At 62.6% G+C, this 19,889-nt stretch carries 21 protein-coding genes; 15 read left to right on the plus strand and 6 right to left on the minus strand.

Translation table 11 applies throughout. The features are described from left to right. The first annotated feature begins 3 nt into the window (after positions 1 to 3). The 5 genes from HBJ55_RS06415 to HBJ55_RS06435 all read left to right on the plus strand — a co-directional run bounded on the left by HBJ55_RS06415 (position 4) and on the right by HBJ55_RS06435 (position 3,967). A complete protein-coding gene (locus HBJ55_RS06415) occupies positions 4 to 468 on the plus strand; it encodes a LexA family protein (RefSeq protein ID WP_167112317.1) in 465 nt (154 codons plus the stop codon). Then, a complete protein-coding gene (locus tag HBJ55_RS06420; protein ID WP_167112243.1) occupies positions 468 to 1,085 on the plus strand; it encodes an IMPACT family protein in 618 nt (205 codons plus the stop codon). The genes HBJ55_RS06415 and HBJ55_RS06420 overlap by 1 nt, the downstream gene beginning before the upstream one ends. Before the next feature lie 103 nt (positions 1,086 to 1,188). After that, positions 1,189 to 1,773, plus strand: a complete 585-nt coding sequence (locus tag HBJ55_RS06425) for a chromate transporter (RefSeq protein ID WP_167112245.1) — start codon at positions 1,189 to 1,191, stop codon at positions 1,771 to 1,773. Next, positions 1,770 to 2,300, plus strand: a complete 531-nt coding sequence (locus HBJ55_RS06430) for a chromate transporter (RefSeq protein WP_167112247.1) — start codon at positions 1,770 to 1,772, stop codon at positions 2,298 to 2,300. Before HBJ55_RS06425 ends, HBJ55_RS06430 begins: the two co-directional genes overlap by 4 nt. A gap of 59 nt (positions 2,301 to 2,359) precedes the next feature. Further along, positions 2,360 to 3,967, plus strand: coding sequence for a gamma-glutamyltransferase family protein (locus HBJ55_RS06435; RefSeq protein ID WP_167112249.1), 1,608 nt, complete (start codon positions 2,360 to 2,362; stop codon positions 3,965 to 3,967). Positions 3,968 to 3,991: 24 nt separating this feature from the next. On the opposite strand, the gene HBJ55_RS06440 is transcribed toward HBJ55_RS06435, so the two are convergent. After that, positions 3,992 to 5,380, minus strand: coding sequence for an MFS transporter (locus HBJ55_RS06440; RefSeq protein ID WP_167112251.1), 1,389 nt, complete (start codon positions 5,378 to 5,380; stop codon positions 3,992 to 3,994). 499 nt (positions 5,381 to 5,879) lie between these two features. Here HBJ55_RS06440 and HBJ55_RS06445 point away from each other — a divergent pair, with 499 nt between their 5' ends. From HBJ55_RS06445 to nadX, 6 genes are all read left to right on the plus strand, one after another. Next, positions 5,880 to 6,611: an iron-containing redox enzyme family protein gene (locus HBJ55_RS06445; RefSeq protein WP_167112253.1), complete on the plus strand. Its 732-nt coding sequence runs from the start codon at positions 5,880 to 5,882 to the stop codon at positions 6,609 to 6,611. Between the two features lie 115 nt (positions 6,612 to 6,726). Beyond that, complete coding sequence (locus HBJ55_RS06450; RefSeq protein ID WP_167112255.1) at positions 6,727 to 8,181, plus strand: aldehyde dehydrogenase family protein; 1,455 nt, start codon at positions 6,727 to 6,729, stop codon at positions 8,179 to 8,181. A 43-nt stretch (positions 8,182 to 8,224) separates the two neighbouring features. Continuing rightward, positions 8,225 to 8,704 (plus strand): GlcG/HbpS family heme-binding protein, encoded by a 480-nt coding sequence (locus HBJ55_RS06455; protein ID WP_167112257.1) that lies wholly within the window; start codon positions 8,225 to 8,227, stop codon positions 8,702 to 8,704. Positions 8,705 to 8,818: 114 nt separating this feature from the next. Next, a complete protein-coding gene (locus tag HBJ55_RS06460; RefSeq protein WP_167112259.1) occupies positions 8,819 to 9,835 on the plus strand; it encodes a 2Fe-2S iron-sulfur cluster-binding protein in 1,017 nt (338 codons plus the stop codon). Between the two features lie 30 nt (positions 9,836 to 9,865). Continuing rightward, positions 9,866 to 10,204 carry a 2Fe-2S iron-sulfur cluster-binding protein gene (locus tag HBJ55_RS06465; RefSeq protein ID WP_167112262.1) on the plus strand — a complete coding sequence of 113 codons (339 nt, stop codon included), beginning with the start codon at positions 9,866 to 9,868 and terminating at the stop codon, positions 10,202 to 10,204. Positions 10,205 to 10,212: 8 nt separating this feature from the next. Continuing rightward, the gene (gene nadX, locus HBJ55_RS06470) at positions 10,213 to 11,028 is read left to right on the plus strand and encodes an aspartate dehydrogenase (RefSeq protein WP_167112264.1); all 816 of its coding nucleotides are present in this window, start codon (positions 10,213 to 10,215) and stop codon (positions 11,026 to 11,028) included. Positions 11,029 to 11,123: 95 nt separating this feature from the next. On the opposite strand, the gene HBJ55_RS06475 is transcribed toward nadX, so the two are convergent. The 4 genes from HBJ55_RS06475 to HBJ55_RS06490 form a co-directional block, all read right to left on the minus strand. Continuing rightward, complete coding sequence (locus tag HBJ55_RS06475; RefSeq protein ID WP_167112266.1) at positions 11,124 to 11,783, minus strand: GntR family transcriptional regulator; 660 nt, start codon at positions 11,781 to 11,783, stop codon at positions 11,124 to 11,126. Between the two features lie 156 nt (positions 11,784 to 11,939). Continuing rightward, positions 11,940 to 12,275 (minus strand): ferredoxin, encoded by a 336-nt coding sequence (locus tag HBJ55_RS06480; protein WP_206022288.1) that lies wholly within the window; start codon positions 12,273 to 12,275, stop codon positions 11,940 to 11,942. Between the two features lie 25 nt (positions 12,276 to 12,300). Next, on the minus strand, positions 12,301 to 13,119 hold the full coding sequence (locus tag HBJ55_RS06485; RefSeq protein ID WP_167112268.1) for a creatininase family protein: 819 nt from the start codon (positions 13,117 to 13,119) through the stop codon (positions 12,301 to 12,303). Positions 13,120 to 13,306: 187 nt separating this feature from the next. Then, positions 13,307 to 13,963, minus strand: a complete 657-nt coding sequence (locus HBJ55_RS06490; RefSeq protein WP_167112270.1) for a GntR family transcriptional regulator — start codon at positions 13,961 to 13,963, stop codon at positions 13,307 to 13,309. A gap of 172 nt (positions 13,964 to 14,135) precedes the next feature. Here HBJ55_RS06490 and HBJ55_RS06495 point away from each other — a divergent pair, with 172 nt between their 5' ends. From HBJ55_RS06495 to HBJ55_RS06510, 4 genes are all read left to right on the plus strand, one after another. Beyond that, the gene (locus tag HBJ55_RS06495) at positions 14,136 to 14,708 is read left to right on the plus strand and encodes a chromate transporter (protein WP_167112272.1); all 573 of its coding nucleotides are present in this window, start codon (positions 14,136 to 14,138) and stop codon (positions 14,706 to 14,708) included. Next, on the plus strand, positions 14,705 to 15,235 hold the full coding sequence (locus HBJ55_RS06500; RefSeq protein WP_167112274.1) for a chromate transporter: 531 nt from the start codon (positions 14,705 to 14,707) through the stop codon (positions 15,233 to 15,235). The genes HBJ55_RS06495 and HBJ55_RS06500 overlap by 4 nt, the downstream gene beginning before the upstream one ends. 229 nt (positions 15,236 to 15,464) lie before the next feature. Then, complete coding sequence (locus HBJ55_RS06505; RefSeq protein WP_167112276.1) at positions 15,465 to 16,943, plus strand: hypothetical protein; 1,479 nt, start codon at positions 15,465 to 15,467, stop codon at positions 16,941 to 16,943. Between the two features lie 416 nt (positions 16,944 to 17,359). Beyond that, positions 17,360 to 18,493, plus strand: coding sequence for a DcaP family trimeric outer membrane transporter (locus HBJ55_RS06510; protein ID WP_167112278.1), 1,134 nt, complete (start codon positions 17,360 to 17,362; stop codon positions 18,491 to 18,493). Between the two features lie 252 nt (positions 18,494 to 18,745). Here the strand turns inward: HBJ55_RS06510 and HBJ55_RS06515 are convergent, their stop codons facing one another. Then, positions 18,746 to 19,849, minus strand: coding sequence for a hypothetical protein (locus HBJ55_RS06515; protein ID WP_167112280.1), 1,104 nt, complete (start codon positions 19,847 to 19,849; stop codon positions 18,746 to 18,748). Between the last annotated feature and the right edge of the window lie 40 nt (positions 19,850 to 19,889).

A 19,889-nucleotide genomic window follows, 5' to 3' on the forward strand; every position in this document is an offset into this window, starting at 1 on the left:
TCCATGCAGTACCTGTACCGACGCCCCAACCTGCCCATCGCCACCTCCTGGGCCAGCGTGGATGCCACCGATCTCACCGAGATTCCTTTACTGGGGGACGTCTCGGCGGGCCTGCCGATCGAAGCCTGCCCCAGCGGCGGCACCGTCTATGCCCCCGCCTGCATGGTGCGGCGTAATACCTATGCCCTGCGGGTGCGCGGCGACTCGATGATCGACTGCAACATCTTCGATGGCGACGTGATCATCATCGAGCGCCAGGAGAGTGCGGAGAACGGCGAAACCGCCGTGGTGCTGATCAACCAGCAGGAGGTCACGCTGAAGAAGCTCTATATCGAGAAGAGCGGCGTCCGCCTGCAGCCGGCCAATGAGAACATGGCGCCTATCTATCTCAAGAACAGCGACATCCAGGTACTCGGCATGGTGATGGGCGTGGTGCGCCAGCAGGATCGGCACGAGCTGACCCACTGATGCGCTATCCGGTGCCCGACCTGCCACCCGGCCACTGGCGGGAAAGCGTCACCGAAGTGGAGAAGAGCCGCTTCATCGCCTGGCTCTGCCACGTCCCGGATGCAGCCGCCTTCGAGGCGGTCCTGGCCGAGGCCCGGCGTGCCCACCCCAATGCCAGCCATCACTGCAGCGCCTTCATCGCCGGACCGCCCGGGGAGCAGAACGCCATCGGCTTCTCCGACGACGGTGAGCCAGGCGGCACCGCGGGGCGCCCCATGTTCCAAGTGCTGGAAGGCGCCGGACTGGGTCAGGTGGGCTGCGTGGTGACGCGCTATTTCGGCGGCACCAAGCTCGGCACCGGCGGCCTGGCCCGTGCTTACGCCCAGGCCGTGGCCCGCGGGCTCGATGACCTGCCGCGACGGGAAGTGGTCGAGCGCATCGCACTCAAGCTCAAGGTGGATTTCGCCGGCGAGGCCGAGGCACGCGCGTGGCTGGAGAGCCATGACGTGCCGGTCGAAGCGGCCAGCTACGCAAGCGATGGGGTGCTGCTCACCGTAGGCTGGCCGAGCGACATCGAGGTCGACCTGGCGCCGTTGGAGGCCCGATTGCGCGGCAGGCTTGCCTTGGTCGAAGACTAGCCGCGCCCCGAGCCGGCCCTCCCATTTGCGCGGCGACGAGGCAATAGGGTAAACCTTCCGAAGCAACGACCATGCACTTCGTCCCCGTGAATGAGGAGTCTCCATGACGCCGCATGCCAAGGCGCCACTCGGCGCCCTGTTCTGGGCCTTTACCCGTATCGGCCTGTTCGGTTTCGGCGGCGGCCCGTCGATGATCCCCCTGGTGCAGCAGGAAGTGGTCAAGCATCACGCCTGGCTCAGCGACGAGGAGTTCGCCGACATCCTGGCCATCGCCAACACCCTGCCCGGCCCCATCGCCACCAAGATGCCCGGCTATATCGGCTTTCGGCTGGCCGGCACGCTCGGCTGTGCGGTTGCCGTCGGTGCCGTGATACTGCCCATGATCGTGGCGATGATCGTGCTGCTCACCACCTTGAACCGCTATCGCGACATGGCCTGGATCCGGGGCATGGGCCAGGCCGTAGTACCGGTGGTGATGGTCATGATGGGCCAGCTGACGCTGGACTTCTGGAACAAGTCGCGGCTCGCCCTGGGCTGGATCATCAGCCTGGTCATGGCCGCGGCTGCCGGCGGCCTGATCTATCTGGCAGGAGTGCATCCCGGGCTGATCATCGGCGCGCTGCTGGCGGTTGCCCTGCTGTGCCCGTTGCCCAAGGGACGGGCGAAGCACGAGGAGACGAATCCTTGATCTACTGGCAGCTGTTCCTCGCCTTCTTCATTCCCAACGTCGTCGGCTATGGTGGCGGCCCGGCGATCATCCCGCTGATCGAAGCGGAAGTGGTGGGCCGCTACGGCTGGATGAACGCCCAGGAGTTTGCCGAGACCCTGGCCTTGGGAAACGCCCTGCCGAGTCCCATTGCCACCAAGATGGCCGGCTATGTGGGCTATGATGTGGCCGGCATCGGTGGCGCCCTGATCGCCGTGCTGGCCACCGTGGTGCCATCGCTGCTGCTGATGCTGGGGGCGCTCGGGCTGCTCTATCGCCATCGCGACTCGCCGCGCGTCAAGCGCATGAGCCAGTGGGTACGCCCGGTGATCGCCGTGATGATGGCCTGGCTGACGTGGAGCTTTCTCAGCGCAGGACTGGAAGGCGCCGGCCCGCTGCATATGCTGCTGATCGCTGCGGTTGCCGCCATCGCCCTGCTGCGTTTTCGCACCCACCCGGCTTTCGTGATCCTGGCTGCATTGGTCTACGGGGGCCTCTTTCTCGGCTAACCCGCGGCCAGGCGGCCCATTCGCCGCGAAGTGGCGCAATCTAACGTCAAGGAGTCTCCATGCAGCATGACGCGCACTACTACCCCAGTCCATCGCGGCGCATGGCCACCTACGGTAACCGCGGCATGGTCGCTACCTCGCAGTCCCTGGGTGCCCAGGCCGGGATGCAGATCCTGCAGCAGGGCGGCAACGCCGTGGACGCGGCGATCGCCACCGCCGCGGCGCTGACGGTGGTGGAGCCGACCTCGAACGGCCTGGGCAGTGACGCTTTCGCCATCGTCTGGATCGACGGCAAGCTGCATGGCCTGAATGCCAGCGGCCCGGCACCCCGGGCGGCAACCATCGAGGCGGTCAAGGCGCTGGGCCATGAGCGCATGCCCGAGCAGGGTGTCTTGCCGGTCACCGTGCCCGGCGCCCCGGCAGCCTGGGCGGCGCTGTCCGAGCGTTTCGGCAAGCTGGCCTTCGCCGACCTTCTGGCCCCGGCCATCGCCTTGGCGGAACAAGGCTTCCCCGTCTCGCCGACCGTCAGCCGCATGTGGGAAGACGCCTTCGAGGCCTATCGCGGCAGCAACGATTCCGCCCTGCGTCCCTGGTTCGACGTCTTCGCCCCCGACGGTCGCGCTCCTCGGGCCGGCGAGCGCTGGGCGGCACCCGACCACGCCTACTCGCTGCGCGCCATCGCCGCAACCCACGGTAAAGCGTTCTATCGCGGCGAACTGGCCGAACGCATCGACACCTTCTTTCGCAAACACGGCGGCCTGCTACGCCGCGAGGACCTGGCCGCCTTCGAACCCGAGTGGGTCGAGCCGATCGGCACCCGCTATCGCGGCCATGACATCTGGGAGATCCCGCCCAACGGCAGCGGGCTGATCGCGCTGCAGGCGCTGGGCATGCTCGAACGCCTGGGTGAGGAAGGGCGCGACCCGGTGGAGACCCTGCATCGACGCATCGAGGCGACCAAACTGGGCTACGTCGACGGGCTGCGCTATGTCACCGAGCGTGATGCCATGGGTCCTAGCGTGGAGCAGTTGCTGGCCGACGATTACCTTCAGGTGCGCGCCAACCTGATCGGCCAGCAGGCGCTGGAACCGAAACATGGCAACCCGATCAGGGGCGGTACCGTGTACCTGGCCACCGCCGATGGCGACGGCAACATGGTGTCGTTCATCCAGAGCAATTACATGGGCTTCGGTTCGGGCGTCGTGGTGCCGGGCACCGGCATCAGCCTGCAGAATCGCGGCTGCTCGTTCTCCCTCGACCCCGGCCATGCCAATGCGCTGGCACCGGGCAAGCGTACCTACCACACCATCATCCCGGGCTTCATCACCCGCAATGGCGCGGCGGTGGGGCCGTTCGGCGTGATGGGCGGCTTCATGCAGCCGCAGGGGCACGTTCAGGTGGTCTCCGCCATGCTCGACGATCGCCTCAACCCCCAGGCGGCGCTCGACCTGCCGCGCTGGAAGTGGACCCGGGACAGGACCGTCGAGGTCGAGCCGCACTTCCCCGATCACCTCGCCCAGGCGCTGGCGCGGCGCGGCCACCGCATCGTCAAGCGAGCCGACTCGCTGAGCTTCGGCCGTAGCCAGGTGATCCTGCGCGACAGCGACAGCGGCGTGCTATGCGGCGGCACCGAGCCGCGCACCGACGGCGCCGTACTGGCCTGGTAGTCGATCGACCGCTAGGGGATTATGTCAGGAGGCGACTACCCGCACCGGCTGAGTAAGGCGAAAGAGACTGACCAACAAGGCTACCAGCGCCAGCAGAGCCGCCAACCACAGCGCTAAAGATACATCGCCGAAGGGCAGTGTCATCACCAGCGCAACCATGGCAGAGCCCAGGCACTGGCCGAAGGTGCGCAGCGTCGCCAGCACCCCGGAAGCGTTTGCGCTCAACGCCAAGGGAGCGCTGCCAATGATTTCGCGATTGTTCGGTGCCTGGAAAAAACCGTAGCCCAGCCCGCAGAGCAGCGAAGGCAATATTATATAGATCGCCGAGCCAGCTGCACTCAGCCAGCCCAGTCCTACCATCCCTCCCATAAACAAGGCCAGCCCCCCTGCCGCAAGCAGCGCTGGGTCGCGCTTGTCGGCCAGGCGACCGGCCATGGGCCCAGAGATCAATAGCGCCAGCGGCCACGGGGTGAAGAGCAGGGCCGCCTGCAGTGGCGAGACGCCCATCACGCTCTGGTAGAGAAAGGGCAGCGCGACGAAAGCCGCTCCCTGGGCTGTGAAGGCCAGTACCGTCACCAGGGATGCAGTCGCAAAGCGGGGTTCCGCGAACAACGACAGCGGCACCAACGGAGAGGGCGTGCGTCCTTGCCGCCAGACGAAGATGGCGAGGGAAAGCAGGCTGAGCGCGGCAAGCCCGCCAACCAGAACGTAGTGCCCCGAATGGCCCAGTCGCTCCATGGTCAGCACGAGCCCTCCCATCATCAACGCGGAGAGAAGCGCCCCCGGCCAGTCGAAGCCGCCTCGCTGCCAGGGCTCGAACGACAGCGACCGCCAGGCTAACCCGATGGCCAGCAGACCCACCGGAACATTGACGGCAAAGACCCAGGGCCAGTTAGCCAGTGAGAGCACCACCCCCCCCAGAGTAGGCCCCGAGGCCAAGCCGAAGGCGACGACCATGGCATTGAGGCCGATCGATCTCCCCAGCAGTCGGTGCGGAAAAATGTTCCGATAGAGCGATGGGCCCAAGCTGAGGATCGCCGCCCCGCCCAACCCCTGCACAACACGACACGCTAGCAGCGACTCCAAGTTGGTGGAGAGCGCCGCACCTAACGCGCCCAGAGTGTAGAGCACCAGACCGCACCAGAAGACACGCCACTGCCCTGCCAGACGACTGAAAGCCGCAAAGGAGAGTAGCGAGGCAGCACATGCCAGTTGGTAGGCGGTAGCAACCCATACCGCCCGAGATTCGGGAACGCCCAGGCCTTGTGCCAGTGTCGGTAGAGCGATATTGACGATGCCAAGGTCGAGCACGGCCATCAAGGTAGCCAATACCACTACCAGGGTGGCTACAAGCCGTTGCCTCCCGTCCAGCCCCGCATCTCCGGGCCGCTCATCGAAGAGCTGCTTCAGCATGGCAAACCCTCTCCATGCAAGCACCACCCTGCCCATACCGCTTCCCCACACACCGATCCGGTATGGCAACACTTGCCCATTTTGCTGCCTCAACAAGTCACACCTTCCGGGACAATCAATCTGCCCGGGCCATGTCCATGGTATACCACAAATCATCTCGGTTCTATCCGGCTTGATTAGCCTTGCCATGACGCTCCTGAGCCAATCTCGTGCATGTTAGCAAGCCTGCGAGCAGCGGCACTGCTTCGGTTACCAGGGTATGGCTCACGTTTTCACAGAGCGCTGACTGGCATCGCCCAGGGGAAAACTGACCCAAGTCAGAAATTCCCTTGACAGGACAATCACGGTGAAATTACGCTCACTTCATGGCTTTTGGTATACCAAGAGCCATTTACAAGAAACCCGGTGATTGCCGGACAATGTCGGTTAACTACCCACGGCAAACAACAACAGCGCGGCCTGCCGAACCAGGCGGCGTACAGCAACCAGGAGTCCTCCCATGGCACAGTTGATGAATCGCGACGAATTCCGTACCGCTCTGGAAGAAGCCATCAAGGGCAAGAGCGCGAACAAGGCACCGTTCAGCGTAGCCTGGGCCAGCGGCAAGCTGTCCCGCGACCACCTCGCCCGCTGGGCCGAGAATCACTATCACTATGTAGGCCCATTTGCCGACTACCTGGCTTATATCTATGCCAACACGCCGGAAAACTACACCGAGGCCAAGGACTTCCTGCTGCAGAACATGTACGAGGAAGAGCTGGGCGGTGACCGCCATACCGACCTGCTGATCCGCTTCGCCGAGGCCTGCGGTACCACCCGCGAGCGCGTCGAGAACCCCGATAACATGTCGCCCACCACTCGTGGCCTGCAGAGCTGGTGCTATGCCGTGGCCATGCGTGAGCATCCGGTGGTCGCCGTGGCTGCCCTGGTCGTTGGCCTGGAGTCCCAGGTGCCGTCGATCTATCGCAAGCAGACGCCGACCCTGCGCGAGAAGTACGGCTTCACCGACGAGGAAGTCGAGTTCTTCGATCTGCACATCGTCTCCGACGAAATCCACGGTGAGCGTGGCTACCAGATCGTGCTGGAGCATGCCGATACCGTCGAGCTACAGCAGCGCTGCCTGAAGATCTGCGAGATCGGCGCCCAGATGCGCCTGCTCTACACCACCGCGCTGTACTACGACTACGTTGCCGGCGACCTGCCTATCACCGAGCTCGACATGGCCGCCTGATCCAGGCCCGGTCCCGTCAGGTCATCTGCCGGCGCCACCTGGCAGATGACCCGGCGCGAGCACGAACGCACCCGGTCCAGCATCGGTAGCCAGCAACGACAAAGAGGTAAGCGTCTTGGATAACGCAACCCAATTTCTCAACTACATCGACGGCCAATGGGTCGCGGCCACTTCGGGGGAAACCTTCGAGAACCGCAACCCCGCCGACCAGGACGACCTGATCGGGCGCTTCCAGGCCTCGACGGTGGAAGACGCCCGCCAGGCCATCAGTGCGGCCGACAGCGCCTTCGCCGCCTGGCGCGAGACACCCATCTCGCAGCGCGCCAAGGTTCTCAACCGTGCCGCCGACTACCTGATGGAGAATGTCGAGCAGTTCGCCGAGGAACTGACCCGCGAGGAAGGCAAACTGCTGGCCAACAGCCGCGACGAGATCGCGCGTTCCGCCCAGACCCTGCGCTTCTACGCGATCGAAGGCCAGACCATCACCGGCGAGACCTTCCCCCAGGACGATGCCAAGATGATGGTCTACTCCCAGCGCGAGCCGCTCGGCGTGGCCACCATCATCACGCCGTGGAATTTCCCGATCTCGATCCCGGCGCGCAAGATCGCCCCGGCCCTGATTACCGGCAATACAGTGGTGTTCAAGCCTTCGTCGGATGCGCCGCTGATCGGCTATCGCCTGGCCGAGGCCCTGCATCATGCCGGCGTCCCGGCAGGCGTATTCAACTTCATCACCGGTGCCGCCTCGGCGATAGGCGAGGAGATCACCGCCAACCCCGTGGTGAAGGCGATCTCCTTCACCGGCTCCACCGCCGCTGGCGAGCGCATCCACCGCGCCGCGGCCATGGCCACTCGCACCCAGATGGAGCTTGGCGGCAAAAACCCCCTGATCGTGCTCGAGGACGCCGACGTCGATACCGCGGTGGACCTCACCGTGAAAGGCGGCTTTTCGCTGACTGGTCAGGCCTGCACCGGCACCAGCCGCGTGCTGATCGCCAGTAGCCGCAAGGAGGAGTACCTCACGCGACTGGTGTCAAAGGTCAAGACGCTGAAGATCGGCAACGGCATGACCGAGGGCACCCAGATTGGCCCGCTAGCCACCCGCCAGCAGCTCGACACCGTGCTCGGCTACGTCGAGGCGGGAAAGAAGGAAGCGACCCATGTATACGGCGGCGAACACCTCACCGAAGGCGGCTATGCCAAGGGCTTCTACGTGGCGCCGGCGATCTTCAGCGACGTGACTCAGCAGATGCGCATCGCTCGCGAAGAGATCTTCGGCCCGGTAATCGCGGTGATCGAGATCAATGGCTACGAGGATGCCATCGCCAAGGCCAACGATACGTCCTACGGTCTCGCCGCTGCGCTGGTGACCAACGACATCGGCTACATCCAGCGCTTCCCGCTCGATATCCAGGCCGGCACGGTAAAGGTCAACCGCACCACCACGGGCAACCTGGTCAACGCCCCCTTCGGCGGGCTGAAACAGTCGAGCACCTCCACGTTCCGCGAATCGGGGCGCGCCGGGCTGGACTTCTTTACCCAGACCAAGACCGTCTACCTCGGCCGCTGAGCGCGGCAGATACAACGACAACCCTGACGACAAGGTGACACTCATGAAACAGATTTTTCGACTGGAACTGGAAGAAGCCAAGCTGATGGTGGAAGCCGCCAAGCAGCGCTCCGAGGAGATCGGCGTGCTGGAAACCATCTGCGTGGTCGATGACGGCGGCTATCCCCTGGCGCTGGAGCGCATGAACGGCGCCCGCGTCACCGGCCCGCAGATCGCCTGGAACAAGGCCTTCACCGCTGCCGGTCACAAGCGCTCGACCCATCTGTTCAACACCGCCCCCAACGGCCCCGCCCTGCCCGGCAACGAAGCCTTCGGCATCCAGTGGAGCTTCGAGGGCAAGTTCGCAGTCTTCGTCGGCGGCTTTCCCATCGTCGTCGATGGCGAAGTGATCGGCGGGGTGGGCCTGAGCGGCGGCAACGGCGAGCAGGACACCCAGGCTGGACTGGCAGCCTTGCAAGCGCTGCAGGATCACCTGCGCGACGCCGGCCACGAGATCGTGGTCGAAGCCGACATCAAGAAATAAGCAAGCAACGTCGGCAAGTCCCCTTGCCGACTCCCCTGATGACCGGCCAAGCACCAGCACCCGGCAACAACGACAAGACCTTGCCTTGAAACGGGTGCACTCCAGGAGGCTGCCATGAGCTACCGTATTACTCTCTCCGAGACCTCAGAAAGCTTCGACGCCCAGACGGGTGAGCCACTGCTCGAGGCTGCCGAGCGTGCCGGCTTTCCACTCGCTCACGACTGCCGCTTCGGTGGTTGCGGCGCCTGCCGCATCAAGCTGCTGGAAGGCACGGTCGACTACGAGGAGTTCCCCTTCGGCCTGACAGAAGAGGAAGCCGAGGCGGGCTACGCACTGGCTTGCCAGGCACGTGCCCAGAGCGATCTGACCATCAGTGCCAAGATGCTGCCGTCAGGCTACATACCAGCCGATTTCCATATCGCCACCATCGAACGGATGGAGAAACTCAGCCACGACGTCACCCACCTGGTGCTGCGCATCCCCACCGCTAGCGAAGTGGTCTTTCACCCTGGCCAATACCTCAACGTGATGCTGGATGACGGCAGCCCTCGCAGCTTTTCGATGGCCTCGCCCCACCGCGGCGAGCTGTTCGATTTCCATATCCGCCGCGTCCCCGGCGGCCACTTCACCGGCCGACTCGAGACCCACTACCGGCCCGGCGACACCCTCGACGTGGAGCTGCCGCTGGGCAACTTCCGCCATGACACCGAGAGTCCCCGCGACCTGCTGATGGTTGGCGGCGGCACCGGCCTGGCGCCGCTCAAGAGCATCATCGAGTCGCTGCTGGACGAACCCGAGCGTCCCAGCATCGTGCTCTATTGGGGCGTGCGCCGCGCGGAAGATCTCTATCTCGACGAACAGCTACGCCTGTGGGGACGTACGCTGCCCAACTTTCGCTACGTGGCCGTGCTTTCAGAGCCCGACCCCGAATGGGGCGGCCGTCGCGGTTACGTTCACGAGGCCGTGTGCCAGGACTTCGATGACCTGAGCGCTTTCGATGCCTACCTGTGCGGCCCGCCGCCGATGATCGCCGCCGCCAAGACGAGCTTTTCCCAGCGCGGCCTCGACGTCGAGCGCATCCATGCCGACAGCTTCAATTTCACCCATGAGCTAGAAGGCAGCGTGGCCTGACGCATCACCGGATCCAGCGAGGTAATCGATATGCCGGACATTACTTTCATCACCAACGACGGCAAGGTGGTCAGCGCGCCCAAGGATTCCAACCTGCTGCGCGTGTCGCTGCGCGAGAAGGGTGGCATTCCGTTCAAGTGCGGCGGTGGCCTGTGCGGCACGTGCAAGTGCTTGCTCGAAGAAGGCCGCGAAAATACCGACGCCGTAAAGAAAAAGGAAGAGAAACTGCTCTCGGCCGAAGAGCTGGAACAGGGCTATCGCCTCGCCTGCCAGACCTTCCTCAAGGGCGACATCAAGGTTTCCTGGGAAGAGACATCCAAGGGCGGTGCTACCGGTACGCGTCAGGTCAGACCCAAGGCAGAGGCGTGAGGCAAGCGATGACAGAGAACGCGATTCGAGTTGGACTCATCGGCTACGGTACGGCGGGCAAAGACGTCGCCGAGGCCATCCTCAGCGGCCAGGCTGGCGACACCCGGCTTACCAGCGTATTGGTACGCGATGCGGGCAAGTATGCCGATGCTTCACTGGATAGCTGCACGATCACCGACAACGAAGAGACCTTCTTTGCCTCTCGCCCCGACATGGTGGTCGAGACGGCAGGGCACGAGGCGGTGTTCCGCTACGCTGAGAGATCACTGACCAACGGCAGCGACTTCATGGTGGTATCGGTCGGTGCCTTCTGCGATCAGGCGCTCTACGACCGCGTCATGACCAGCGCCAGCCAACACGGCAGGCGCGTACTGGTACCCTCGGCAGCGATTGCTGGCCTCGACCGCGTCGCAGCCGCCGCCCACGGGCCTCTGGAGCGGGTGACGCTGACCACGCGCAAGCCGGTCAAGGCCTGGCGCGGAACCTTTGCCGAGGAGGTGGTCGACCTCGACACGGTGACGCAGCCGACGGTGATCTTCGAGGGCAACGCCCGCGAGTCGTCCCGCGTCTTCCCTGAGAGCGTCAACGTCTCGGCAGCGCTGAGCCTGGCCGGCGTAGGCTTCGAGGCCACCGAGGTGCGAGTCTTCGTCGACCCCACCATCGACAAGAACGTGCACGAGGTTTCCGCCAAGGGCCTGTTCGGCGAGGTGCGCATCGAGGTACAGAACACGCCGTCGCCGAACAATCCCAAGACCGGCTATATCGTCGCCATGAGCGTGGCTCGGGCGCTGAGGAATCTATCCTCGCCCCTGGTGATCGGCTAGCCAGTTACCGCCGGCCAGTGGCAGGCGTAAAGGAAAGCCGGGCGCTTGCAATGCGGGCGTCCGGCTCTTGGCTGTTCTCTACCTACCATTGCCGATCAGACTTGCGAGCGACTCATGTAGGCCTTGCGCGATTTCTCGAGGTGGATACGGGTAAAGCTCTCGGCCAGGTCCTCCTCGCCCCCGCGGATAGCGCCGAGAATATCCTGGTGTTCGCGCAGCGCCTCCTTGGTACGCCCCGGCAGGGCGGCGCTGAGATTGGAGAAGGCACGCACATAGTCCTTCAGGTCGACCAGCATCTCGTGCAGCTTGGGATTGCCTGAGGCCCGGCCGATCAGGTCGTTGTACTTGACGTTGAGATCCACCTCATCGCCACCATCGTCCTGCAGCGCCTCGTCTATCTCGGCCATGAGCTGATCGATCTCGGCAGCGATCTCTTCATTGACCTTCTGTGCAGCCAGGCGCGCCGCCAGCGACTCCAATGAGGCCAGGATCATGAACACTTCGAGAATCTCAGCCTGGGTAATCTCGTTGACTACCACTCCCTTGCGCGGCACGGTACGCACGAAGCGCTGGGTCTCGAGGCGAAAAAGCGCCTCGCGGATGGGCGTGCGGCTGATATTGAGCTTCTCGGCCAGCACCCTTTCGACCAGACGGTCACCCGCCTTGTACTCGCCGCGCAGTATAGCGTCCTTGAGATAGGCATATACCTTGTCGCGGATCGGTGAGAGGTCTTCCTGAGTCCAGGACTCTGCCATTCGGGCTACCATCAGTTGTCTCGAAGCTAGGATACGATAAAACAGTATTTTATCACATCGCGACAAAACGTTGGCATCTGGTACACAAAGACCCAGAAAAAGCAGAGCCCACGCACCGATGGGCACGGGGGCGTGTATGGCAGGTAGGTAATCGGCTCAGTGCAGCGGTGCCTTTTCCAAGCGTGCTTCTATGCTGCCGAAAGTCACCAGTTGCTCGAGTTCGGCTCGCGCCGCTTCGACTGAGTCGAAGCGTTCGAAGAATTTCAGCGGCACGCTATTGGTCTTGCCGTCCTCCCCGGTCTCGACAATGCTTACCCGGCCCTGGTCACCGCTGACCTCGGCAATGGTGAAATCGGCCTTCTTCCTACCGTAGAAAAAGTATTCGTAAGATTCTACAGGGGCAACACCCTGTCCCGGCCTGGCATCGTATTCGCCCAGCTTGCTTGTCAATATGATGTACATGTCAGCGCTCTCTCGTTGTGATTTGACCAACAGCTCGTTTCTCGTCGATGGCCCTTCAGGTGGCAAGCTCTCTCTCATCCTGCTCAGCCTGGGCCTGGGCAGATTCGGAAAGCAGCGGCCGCAGCGCCTTTGACAGTTCCTCAAGCGCTTCCTCGACGATCGCCTTGCCGATGGCGTGGCTTGCCTGGGTGGCGTCGCCGATGCAGCCGTTGCGGGTCATTTCCTCGTAATAGTAAAAGCCCTGGAGAGATTTGCCCGGGCGCAGTCCCTCCCAACATCCTCCGTGTACGATGTCCCCCTTTTCGAGCCGTTCCGAGCGCACCAGGTGGGGGGCTAGATAGTACGCCTCGGAGACCTCGCGCTCGCAGCTGTGGCCGAACAGGGTTGAGGAAATGTGCTCCTTCATGGCCTTCTTGGCGGAAGCCGTGGTTTTGGCGTAGTAGCATGCCACGCCTAATTCCTGCATAAAGCTGGCGCAGGCCAGGCCAAGCGTGGCTTGATTCCCACCGTGACTGTTGAGGAACAGCACCTTGTCGATCCCGTGACGCTGCAGCGAGACGACCATGTCGCGCAGCACGGCCAGCAGGGTTTCGGGGCGCAGGCTGATGGTGCCGGGAAAGTTCAGGTGATGCGGAGAGACTCCCATGTTGACCGTGGGCGTCACCAGCACCTGCGGATGCAGCGCAGCGGCGAGGCGCCTGGCCATTTCGGTGGCCAGTACCGCATCGCAGCTCTCGTTCATGTGCGGCCCATGTTGCTCGTGCGCTCCGACCGGCACGATGGCCATCTTGACGGTCTTAAGCGCATCCTCGACCTCTGGCCAGGTCATCTCTGTTAGCACATAGCTATCCGCCTGGCCCTTCTGGCTTTTCATCTGACCTTCCATCCCGCTCTCCTTCGGCACCTGCGCAGCGAACCTCAACGACATGTCGCGCGCTGTGATCTATGGCATGATAAGACCAACAAATGGTATACCATAAACCAACACTAGCCGAAGCTAGCCGCCCCTGTAAAGGGGGCTACGTACGGCAAAGGTTTTCAGTACGCCGCGCCAGGGCCGCCTAGCGGCAGCTCTTCTGGGCCACCTCGCTGGAAAGGGTGATGTGTTCCTCCAGCAATTCCCGGGCACGGCGGGCATTACGAGCCAGGGCCAGGTCCACCAGCTCTTGATGCTGGGCGTCGAGCTGATGTCGCAGCTCCTGGGCGCGAGGCGCCACGCGCCGATAGCGATCAAACTGGTCGTGCAGCTGCGAGATGAAGCGCAATAACCAGACCGAACCACAAGGGGCGACGAGGGCATTGTGAAAGCGCGAGTGCAGTTGCTCCCACTCCACGACCGGCGTATGGGAGCAGGCCTTCGATAGCCGATGATTAGCCGCCAAAAGCTGGGATTCCCACTCTTCATCGCCATGCTTGACGGCCAGCTCCAACGCCTTGCCCTCAAGCTGCCGGCGCATCTCGGTGATATCGGCAAGCTCGTCGCGACTCAACTCCAGCACGCGAAAGCCGCGCTGGTTCTCCTGGCGCAGCAGACCATAGGCCGCCAGACGGTTCAGTGCCTCGCGCAGCGGACTCAGACCCACCTGATAGGTTTCTCGTAGTAGTGCGATCGTCAGCCGCTCGCCGGCAGCGTAGCGGCCATCGAGCAGATCCTGGCGGAGCATTTCGTAGATCCTGCTTGCCGTCGTGGCACTGCCCTGCTTGAGCACTTCATTCATGGCGTGACCCCATTCTCTTTATGGAATTTGGTATACCGAACTTGACGCTTGATGCCGTGAGTCATAATCTAGGCCAAATAATCGATTTTTACTAGAAAAATAGCTTTCTCTTATGTTTAAGCGGTTGTTTTTTAAACACCGGACGAGACGTACAGACTAGGACTCGGCTGACATGACAACATCACAACAGGGCAAGTTGTTCTTTTCCTTTCTCAGAATCGGCCTGCTCGGGTTCGGCGGAGGCCCCTCGATGATTCCTCTGGTACACCAAGAGGTCGTCAAGCGGCATGCCTGGATGCGGGATGAAGAGTTCGCCGATGTATTGGCCATTGCCAACACCCTGCCGGGCCCCATCGCCACCAAGATGCCAGGCTATATCGGTTTTCGGGTCGGTGGCACGCTCGGCTGCATCAACGCCGTGCTAGCCGTGATATTGCCAATGATCATCGCCATGATCCTGATGCTGGGTCTCTTCAGCCGCTATCGGGATGTGAGCTGGATTCACGGCATGGGGCAGGGAGTGGTGCCAGTAGTCATGGTGATGATGGGCCAGCTCACCTGGGACTTCCTAAACAAGTCACGAATGGCGCTGGGCTGGGCGGCCAGCCTGATCATGGCCGGCGTGGCGGGCGGGCTGATCTACTGGCTGGGTATTCACCCAGGTCTGGTCATTGGCGCGCTTCTGGCAGCTGCCCTGCTCCCGCCTTTGACGCAAGGCAAGGCCGTCAAAGAGGTGACGCGATGATTTACCTCGAGCTTTTTCTCGCCTTTTTCATCCCCAATATAGTCGGCTACGGCGGGGGCCCGGCCATTATCCCGCTGATCGAGGCGGAGGTAGTGGGCCGCTATGGCTGGATGAGCGGTCAGGAGTTCGCCGAGGTGCTGGGTCTGGGCAATGCGCTACCCAGCCCGATCGCCACCAAGATGGCCGGCTATGTCGGCTATGAGGTGGCGGGTATCGGCGGCGCGACGATCGCCGTCTTCGCCACCGTCGTGCCCACGCTGCTGATCATGCTGGGCGCCCTGGGACTGCTTTATCGCTATCGCGACTCGCCACGCGTGAAGCGCATGAGCCAGTGGGTACGTCCGGTCATCGCCATGATGATGGCCGGCCTGGTGGTGAGCTTCTTCTTCGAGAGCCTGGATGGGGCGGGGCTGCTCCACACGCTGCTGATTGCGGCAATGGCAGCGATCACCCTGCTTCGCTTCAGGCTGCATCCTGCCCTTGTGATCGCCGCTTCGCTGGCTTATGGCGGCTTGCTGCTGGGCTAACCCCATGCAGGCTGCTTTCCACGTGCCTTTACTAAACGACAGGAGATGACATGCGACGACAATAAAACTGGCCACTCTCTATGCACGGAAGACGTCAGCACCACTTTCGTGACATGCAAGGCAAACGCATCCGTGGCAATACAGCAATCGACAACTACAAGCTCCCGATGGTCCTCCCGATACCCTCGGCTCCGCCATCGCCAAGCCTGACGACACGACAAGGTGCAACATGGAACAAATCGAACAGGTACAACTCACCGCGTCGCACTGGGTCTTCCTTCTGGTGATCCTGGCGATCTTCATTTCCATCGGCTTCCGCAAGGGTGTCATCATTCCTTCCATTGCCGGTATCTTCATGCTGGGCCTGTTGGCCGAAGCGCCCCACGATGGCGGGCTCAACCAACTGATCTTCGCCGTTCAGGTAGTCTTCCGTGCCCTGCTCAATGCCGGCAACGAACTCTTCGACATCATGCTGGTCATTGCGCTGATGGTGGCCATGCTCAAGTCTCTGCAGCACCAGGGCGCCGATCGCTTGATGGTGGCACCGATGAAGAAACTAATGGTCGGTCCCTGGACTGCGTTTTTCGCCCTTGGCGTTACCATGTATCTCGCCGCTGCCTTCTTCTGGCCCACACCGGCCGTGGCCCTGGTCGGCACCGTCCTGATCCCTGTCGCCATGCAGGTGGGCCTGCCGGCCATCGGCGCGGCCATGGCGGTCAATCTGTTCGGTCATGGCATGGCGCTTTCCGCTGATCCGGTGATCCAGGGCGCCAGCCGCCTGACCGCCGGTGCCGCGGGTATCGAGACCTCGGCGCTAATCCCCTACACCTTGCTGTTCTCATTGGTGGTAGGCGCCGTGGCAATTACTCTCGCCTGCCTGCATCTACGTCGTGACATGCGCTCCGGCGCCCTGGAAACCCCCAAGAGCGATGCAGTCTTCGCACCTCGCTCGGCAGGAGCCGCCGCCGTCCAGGCCGATACGATCAATGAAGAGAACGAACCGGCTGCCGGTCCCTATGCGCGCCTCTTTGCCATCGCCGTGCCGGCGATCCTGCTTGGCATTGCGGGACTGATGATCTACCGCGCCCTGTTTCTGCCCGACCAGGCGATTCGCGGCGGCGGAGCCACGGCGCTGCTGGGCGGCACGGCCACTTTGCTGCTTGTGCTCTCCTCGCTCGCTTCCCACGGCCACCATGCCCTGGATGGCATCAGCACCTATACCCGTGAAGGCTTCTTCTTCGCCATCAAGATCTTCGCCCCAATCATCCCCATCGCCGGCTTCTTCTTCCTCGGCCACCCCGAGCACTCCGCCCAGGTCATCGGTGCCAATGCCGCCGGCTACCTATTCGATATCGGCCACAATATCGGCCATTACATCGATGGCAACGTCTTCCTGCTGGCCTTCGGCATGGCCTTCATCGGCCTGCTCTCAGGCATGGATGGCTCGGGTTTCTCCGGCCTGCCATTGGTGGGCTCGCTGTCCGGTGCGCTGGGCACCGGTGCCGGGGTCGATGTGCATGTGCTGGCGGCCCTGGGCCAGGTGGCGGCCATTTTCGCCGGTGGTGGCACGCTGGCTGCCTGGGCCTTCGGCGTGGCAGCAGATGCTGGTATCGCAGGCGTCAGCCCAGCGGCACTGGTGCGACGCAACTTCGTGCCGGTGATTTCCGGCATCGTCGTGGCTGCGTTCCTTGCCATCCTGCTGATGTAACTGGCGACCTACCGTGTACACACGCCGAGAGCTATCAGCGTGCTAAAGATGGGTCAAGCCATGAGCATCTTGGTACACCATATGCCATTAGCATCTACTGGCTTATAAGAGCAGCGCTGTTCACCTCTCACTGACTTACCTGTCAGTCCGCCAACACCCAGGTCGGCCCGCTGGTTCCGCAACATCGCCATGCCATTGGAGCCGGGTCGACCTGGATAACGACACAAGCCAACAGGCAACCGCTGCGAAACGCAGCCAAGTTTTCGTCGATGCCCAACATCGAGGAAGGGGATGTTTTTGCCAACAAAAGGAGCCCCGAGAGAGCGCCGTAATTACTCGAACCCTCCCGGGCGCATCGAAGCCATGTTTCGAAACGCTCGGGCAGGACAACCAAGCAGACCGCAAAGGACCAGACAGTGAAAAAACACAACAACGTCAAGCAGATTGCTATTTTCACCTTCGGCACCATGACGCTGGCCGTCTCCGCAGGCACGCTCGCTTACGAGCTCGAAGCGGGAGATACGACTGCGTCCATTTATGGCTACGTCAAGCTGGATGTGATCTACGATTTCGATAACGAACTGGGCGATACGGTCGATCGCTCCGCCCCGCGCCTGGAGGGGGAGGAGGGGTCCGATGGCCATTTCACCACGCATGCGCGCGAAAGCCGCATCGGCTTTGGCACATCCACCCCAGTCGCAGGCAGTGATCTTGAAACCACCATCGAAGGGGATTTCTACGATGATGGTTCCGCCTTTCGGCTACGTCATGCTTATGGCGAATGGAACCACCTGCTGGCCGGCCAGACCTGGACCAACTTCGCGGGTTTCGTCTCCAGCACGCCCCTGATCTCCTTTACCGGTCCGACCGGCCGGCCCGCTGTGGAGCGCCAGCCTCAGCTCCGCTATACCTCAGGCAAGCTCTCCATGGCGCTGGAGAATCCAGCCGATGAAGGCGGTCAGGTGTCGGCTCCCGGCGCCAAGAGTCAACTGCCCGACGTCACGCTTCGCTATACCGAAACTGCAGGCACCTTTCACTATTCCTTCTCGGGGGTCGCCCGCTATCTGGAATTCGATAGTGCCGGCCTTGAAATACCTGCCAACCAGGACAGCGCGCTGGGTTGGGGCTTGGGCTTGGAAGCCGCCCTGCTGGTGGGCGACGCTCTGACACTTCGCGGCGCCCTGACCCATGGTGATGGCATCGGAGGCTATAATCAGGGCAACCCGCAGATTGCGCCCGCCTTTGCCACGGCAGAAGGTGAGCTGGAAACCATCGAGGCCACCGGAGGCACTTTGGGCGCAAGCCTTGCCGTAGGCCCAGGTTCCCTCAACGCCGCCTACAGCCGGATCACAGCCGACCTCGACAGCAATCCCGCCTTCGCAACCAACGACGATACCTATGAAGCCGCCTGGATCAACTATATCTGGTCGCCGACACAGAGCGAGAGCATCACGTACGGCATCGAAGCCAACTGGAACAAGCGCGAGACGGTGGACGGCCGTGAGGGCGATGCCTCTCGCGTGCAGGCGATGGTGATGTATAGCTTCTAAGCTCCGGCAAGACGCGTTATCCACGTGATACTGCGTTACCCCTTCCCCGCCCTCTGGGCGGGGTTTCATTCTGCATTCATGGCAATGACGATACCGCGCACTGCACGGCAGGCCTTGACACCCTGCCACGCATCGTCATGAATGAGGCGCATAAGAACGAGCTGCGCAAGCGCTACTGGAATACCTATTGTCAGAGCTCTGCTTGTCCCAGGCATGACCGGCCGGAGTCCCCTCCGGCCGGCAGCATCGCTCCTACACCACCAGCGGGGTGATGAAGAAGGCGATCAGGAACGCCGTCGCCAGGCGCATGACGATGCCCAGCACGGCGGCACCCATGGCCTCGCGCTCGGATAGGTCGGAGCTTTCCGCCCACACTACCGGCACCTGGCCGAATACGGCGGAGAGCGGCAGGCCCGAGGAAGCCAGCACGAAGGAGCCTACCACCAGCGAAGGATCGAGTTCGGCGGCAATGCTCTGCAGCTGGCCCATGGCCAGGGTCGGGCTCACCAGCACTGACAACACCCCGGTTTCCGGGTGGATGTTGAACAGCAGCATGACCTTGCCGAGCCCCGCCTCGATCGGCGCCCAGATGCCGATGTAATCGAGTACGCCGATCACGGCGAAGACCAGTGCCACGGCGGGAATCAGGATCAGCAACAGCAGCTCGACGCCCTCCCGCGCCGCGCTGAACAGCGTGGGCATGAAGTCGCGATCGGGAGTGAAGGTCGGCAGGTGACCGATCTCGACCCGCTTGACGTCTCTATAGAGCACCTTCGACAGGATCAGCGGCACGATCACCAGGGGCAGGAACACCGCCAGCAGCACCACGGCAAAGACATTTACACCGGCAAAGGTCAGCGCCATCAACCCCAGCATGAAGGTGGAGAACGACTGCTGCGACTGCACCATGGTGGCCACGGCCAGCTTCTGCTCGTCCTTGGTGGCACCCGCCTTCTTCAGGATCGGCCCGGAGATCTTACCCGCCGCGTTGATGTCGCCGAAGATGTTGTAGACACTAGGGATGATTACCGCCGGGTTGACGCCTAACAGCTTCATGGCCGGCACGAAGATGCGAACCAGCGCGTCGGTGAAGCCCAGCCGCTCCAGTAGCCGGCCAATGATCACGCTGACAATGATCGCCGTGCCAACCACACCGGTGAGGAAGACGTCGACCACCACGGGTCGCACAGTATCGAGAATCGAGTTGAACAGGCCAGAAAGGCTGGTCGGAGAGAGCAGCAGCATCAGCAGACAGATGCACAGCAGTACGATGCCAACCACTTCGATGCGCTTCCATGCCCGCTTGCTCGCAGGCAGGGCGGGTTTCGCTTCAGGGGTAGTGATTGAGGTCTTCATGTCGGTGCCTCTGTTGTTTTTAGTGGGCCTTGTTTTTGAT

Origin of the sequence: Billgrantia bachuensis, from assembly GCF_011742165.1 — a bacterium.
Lineage (GTDB): Bacteria > Pseudomonadota > Gammaproteobacteria > Pseudomonadales > Halomonadaceae > Halomonas > Halomonas bachuensis.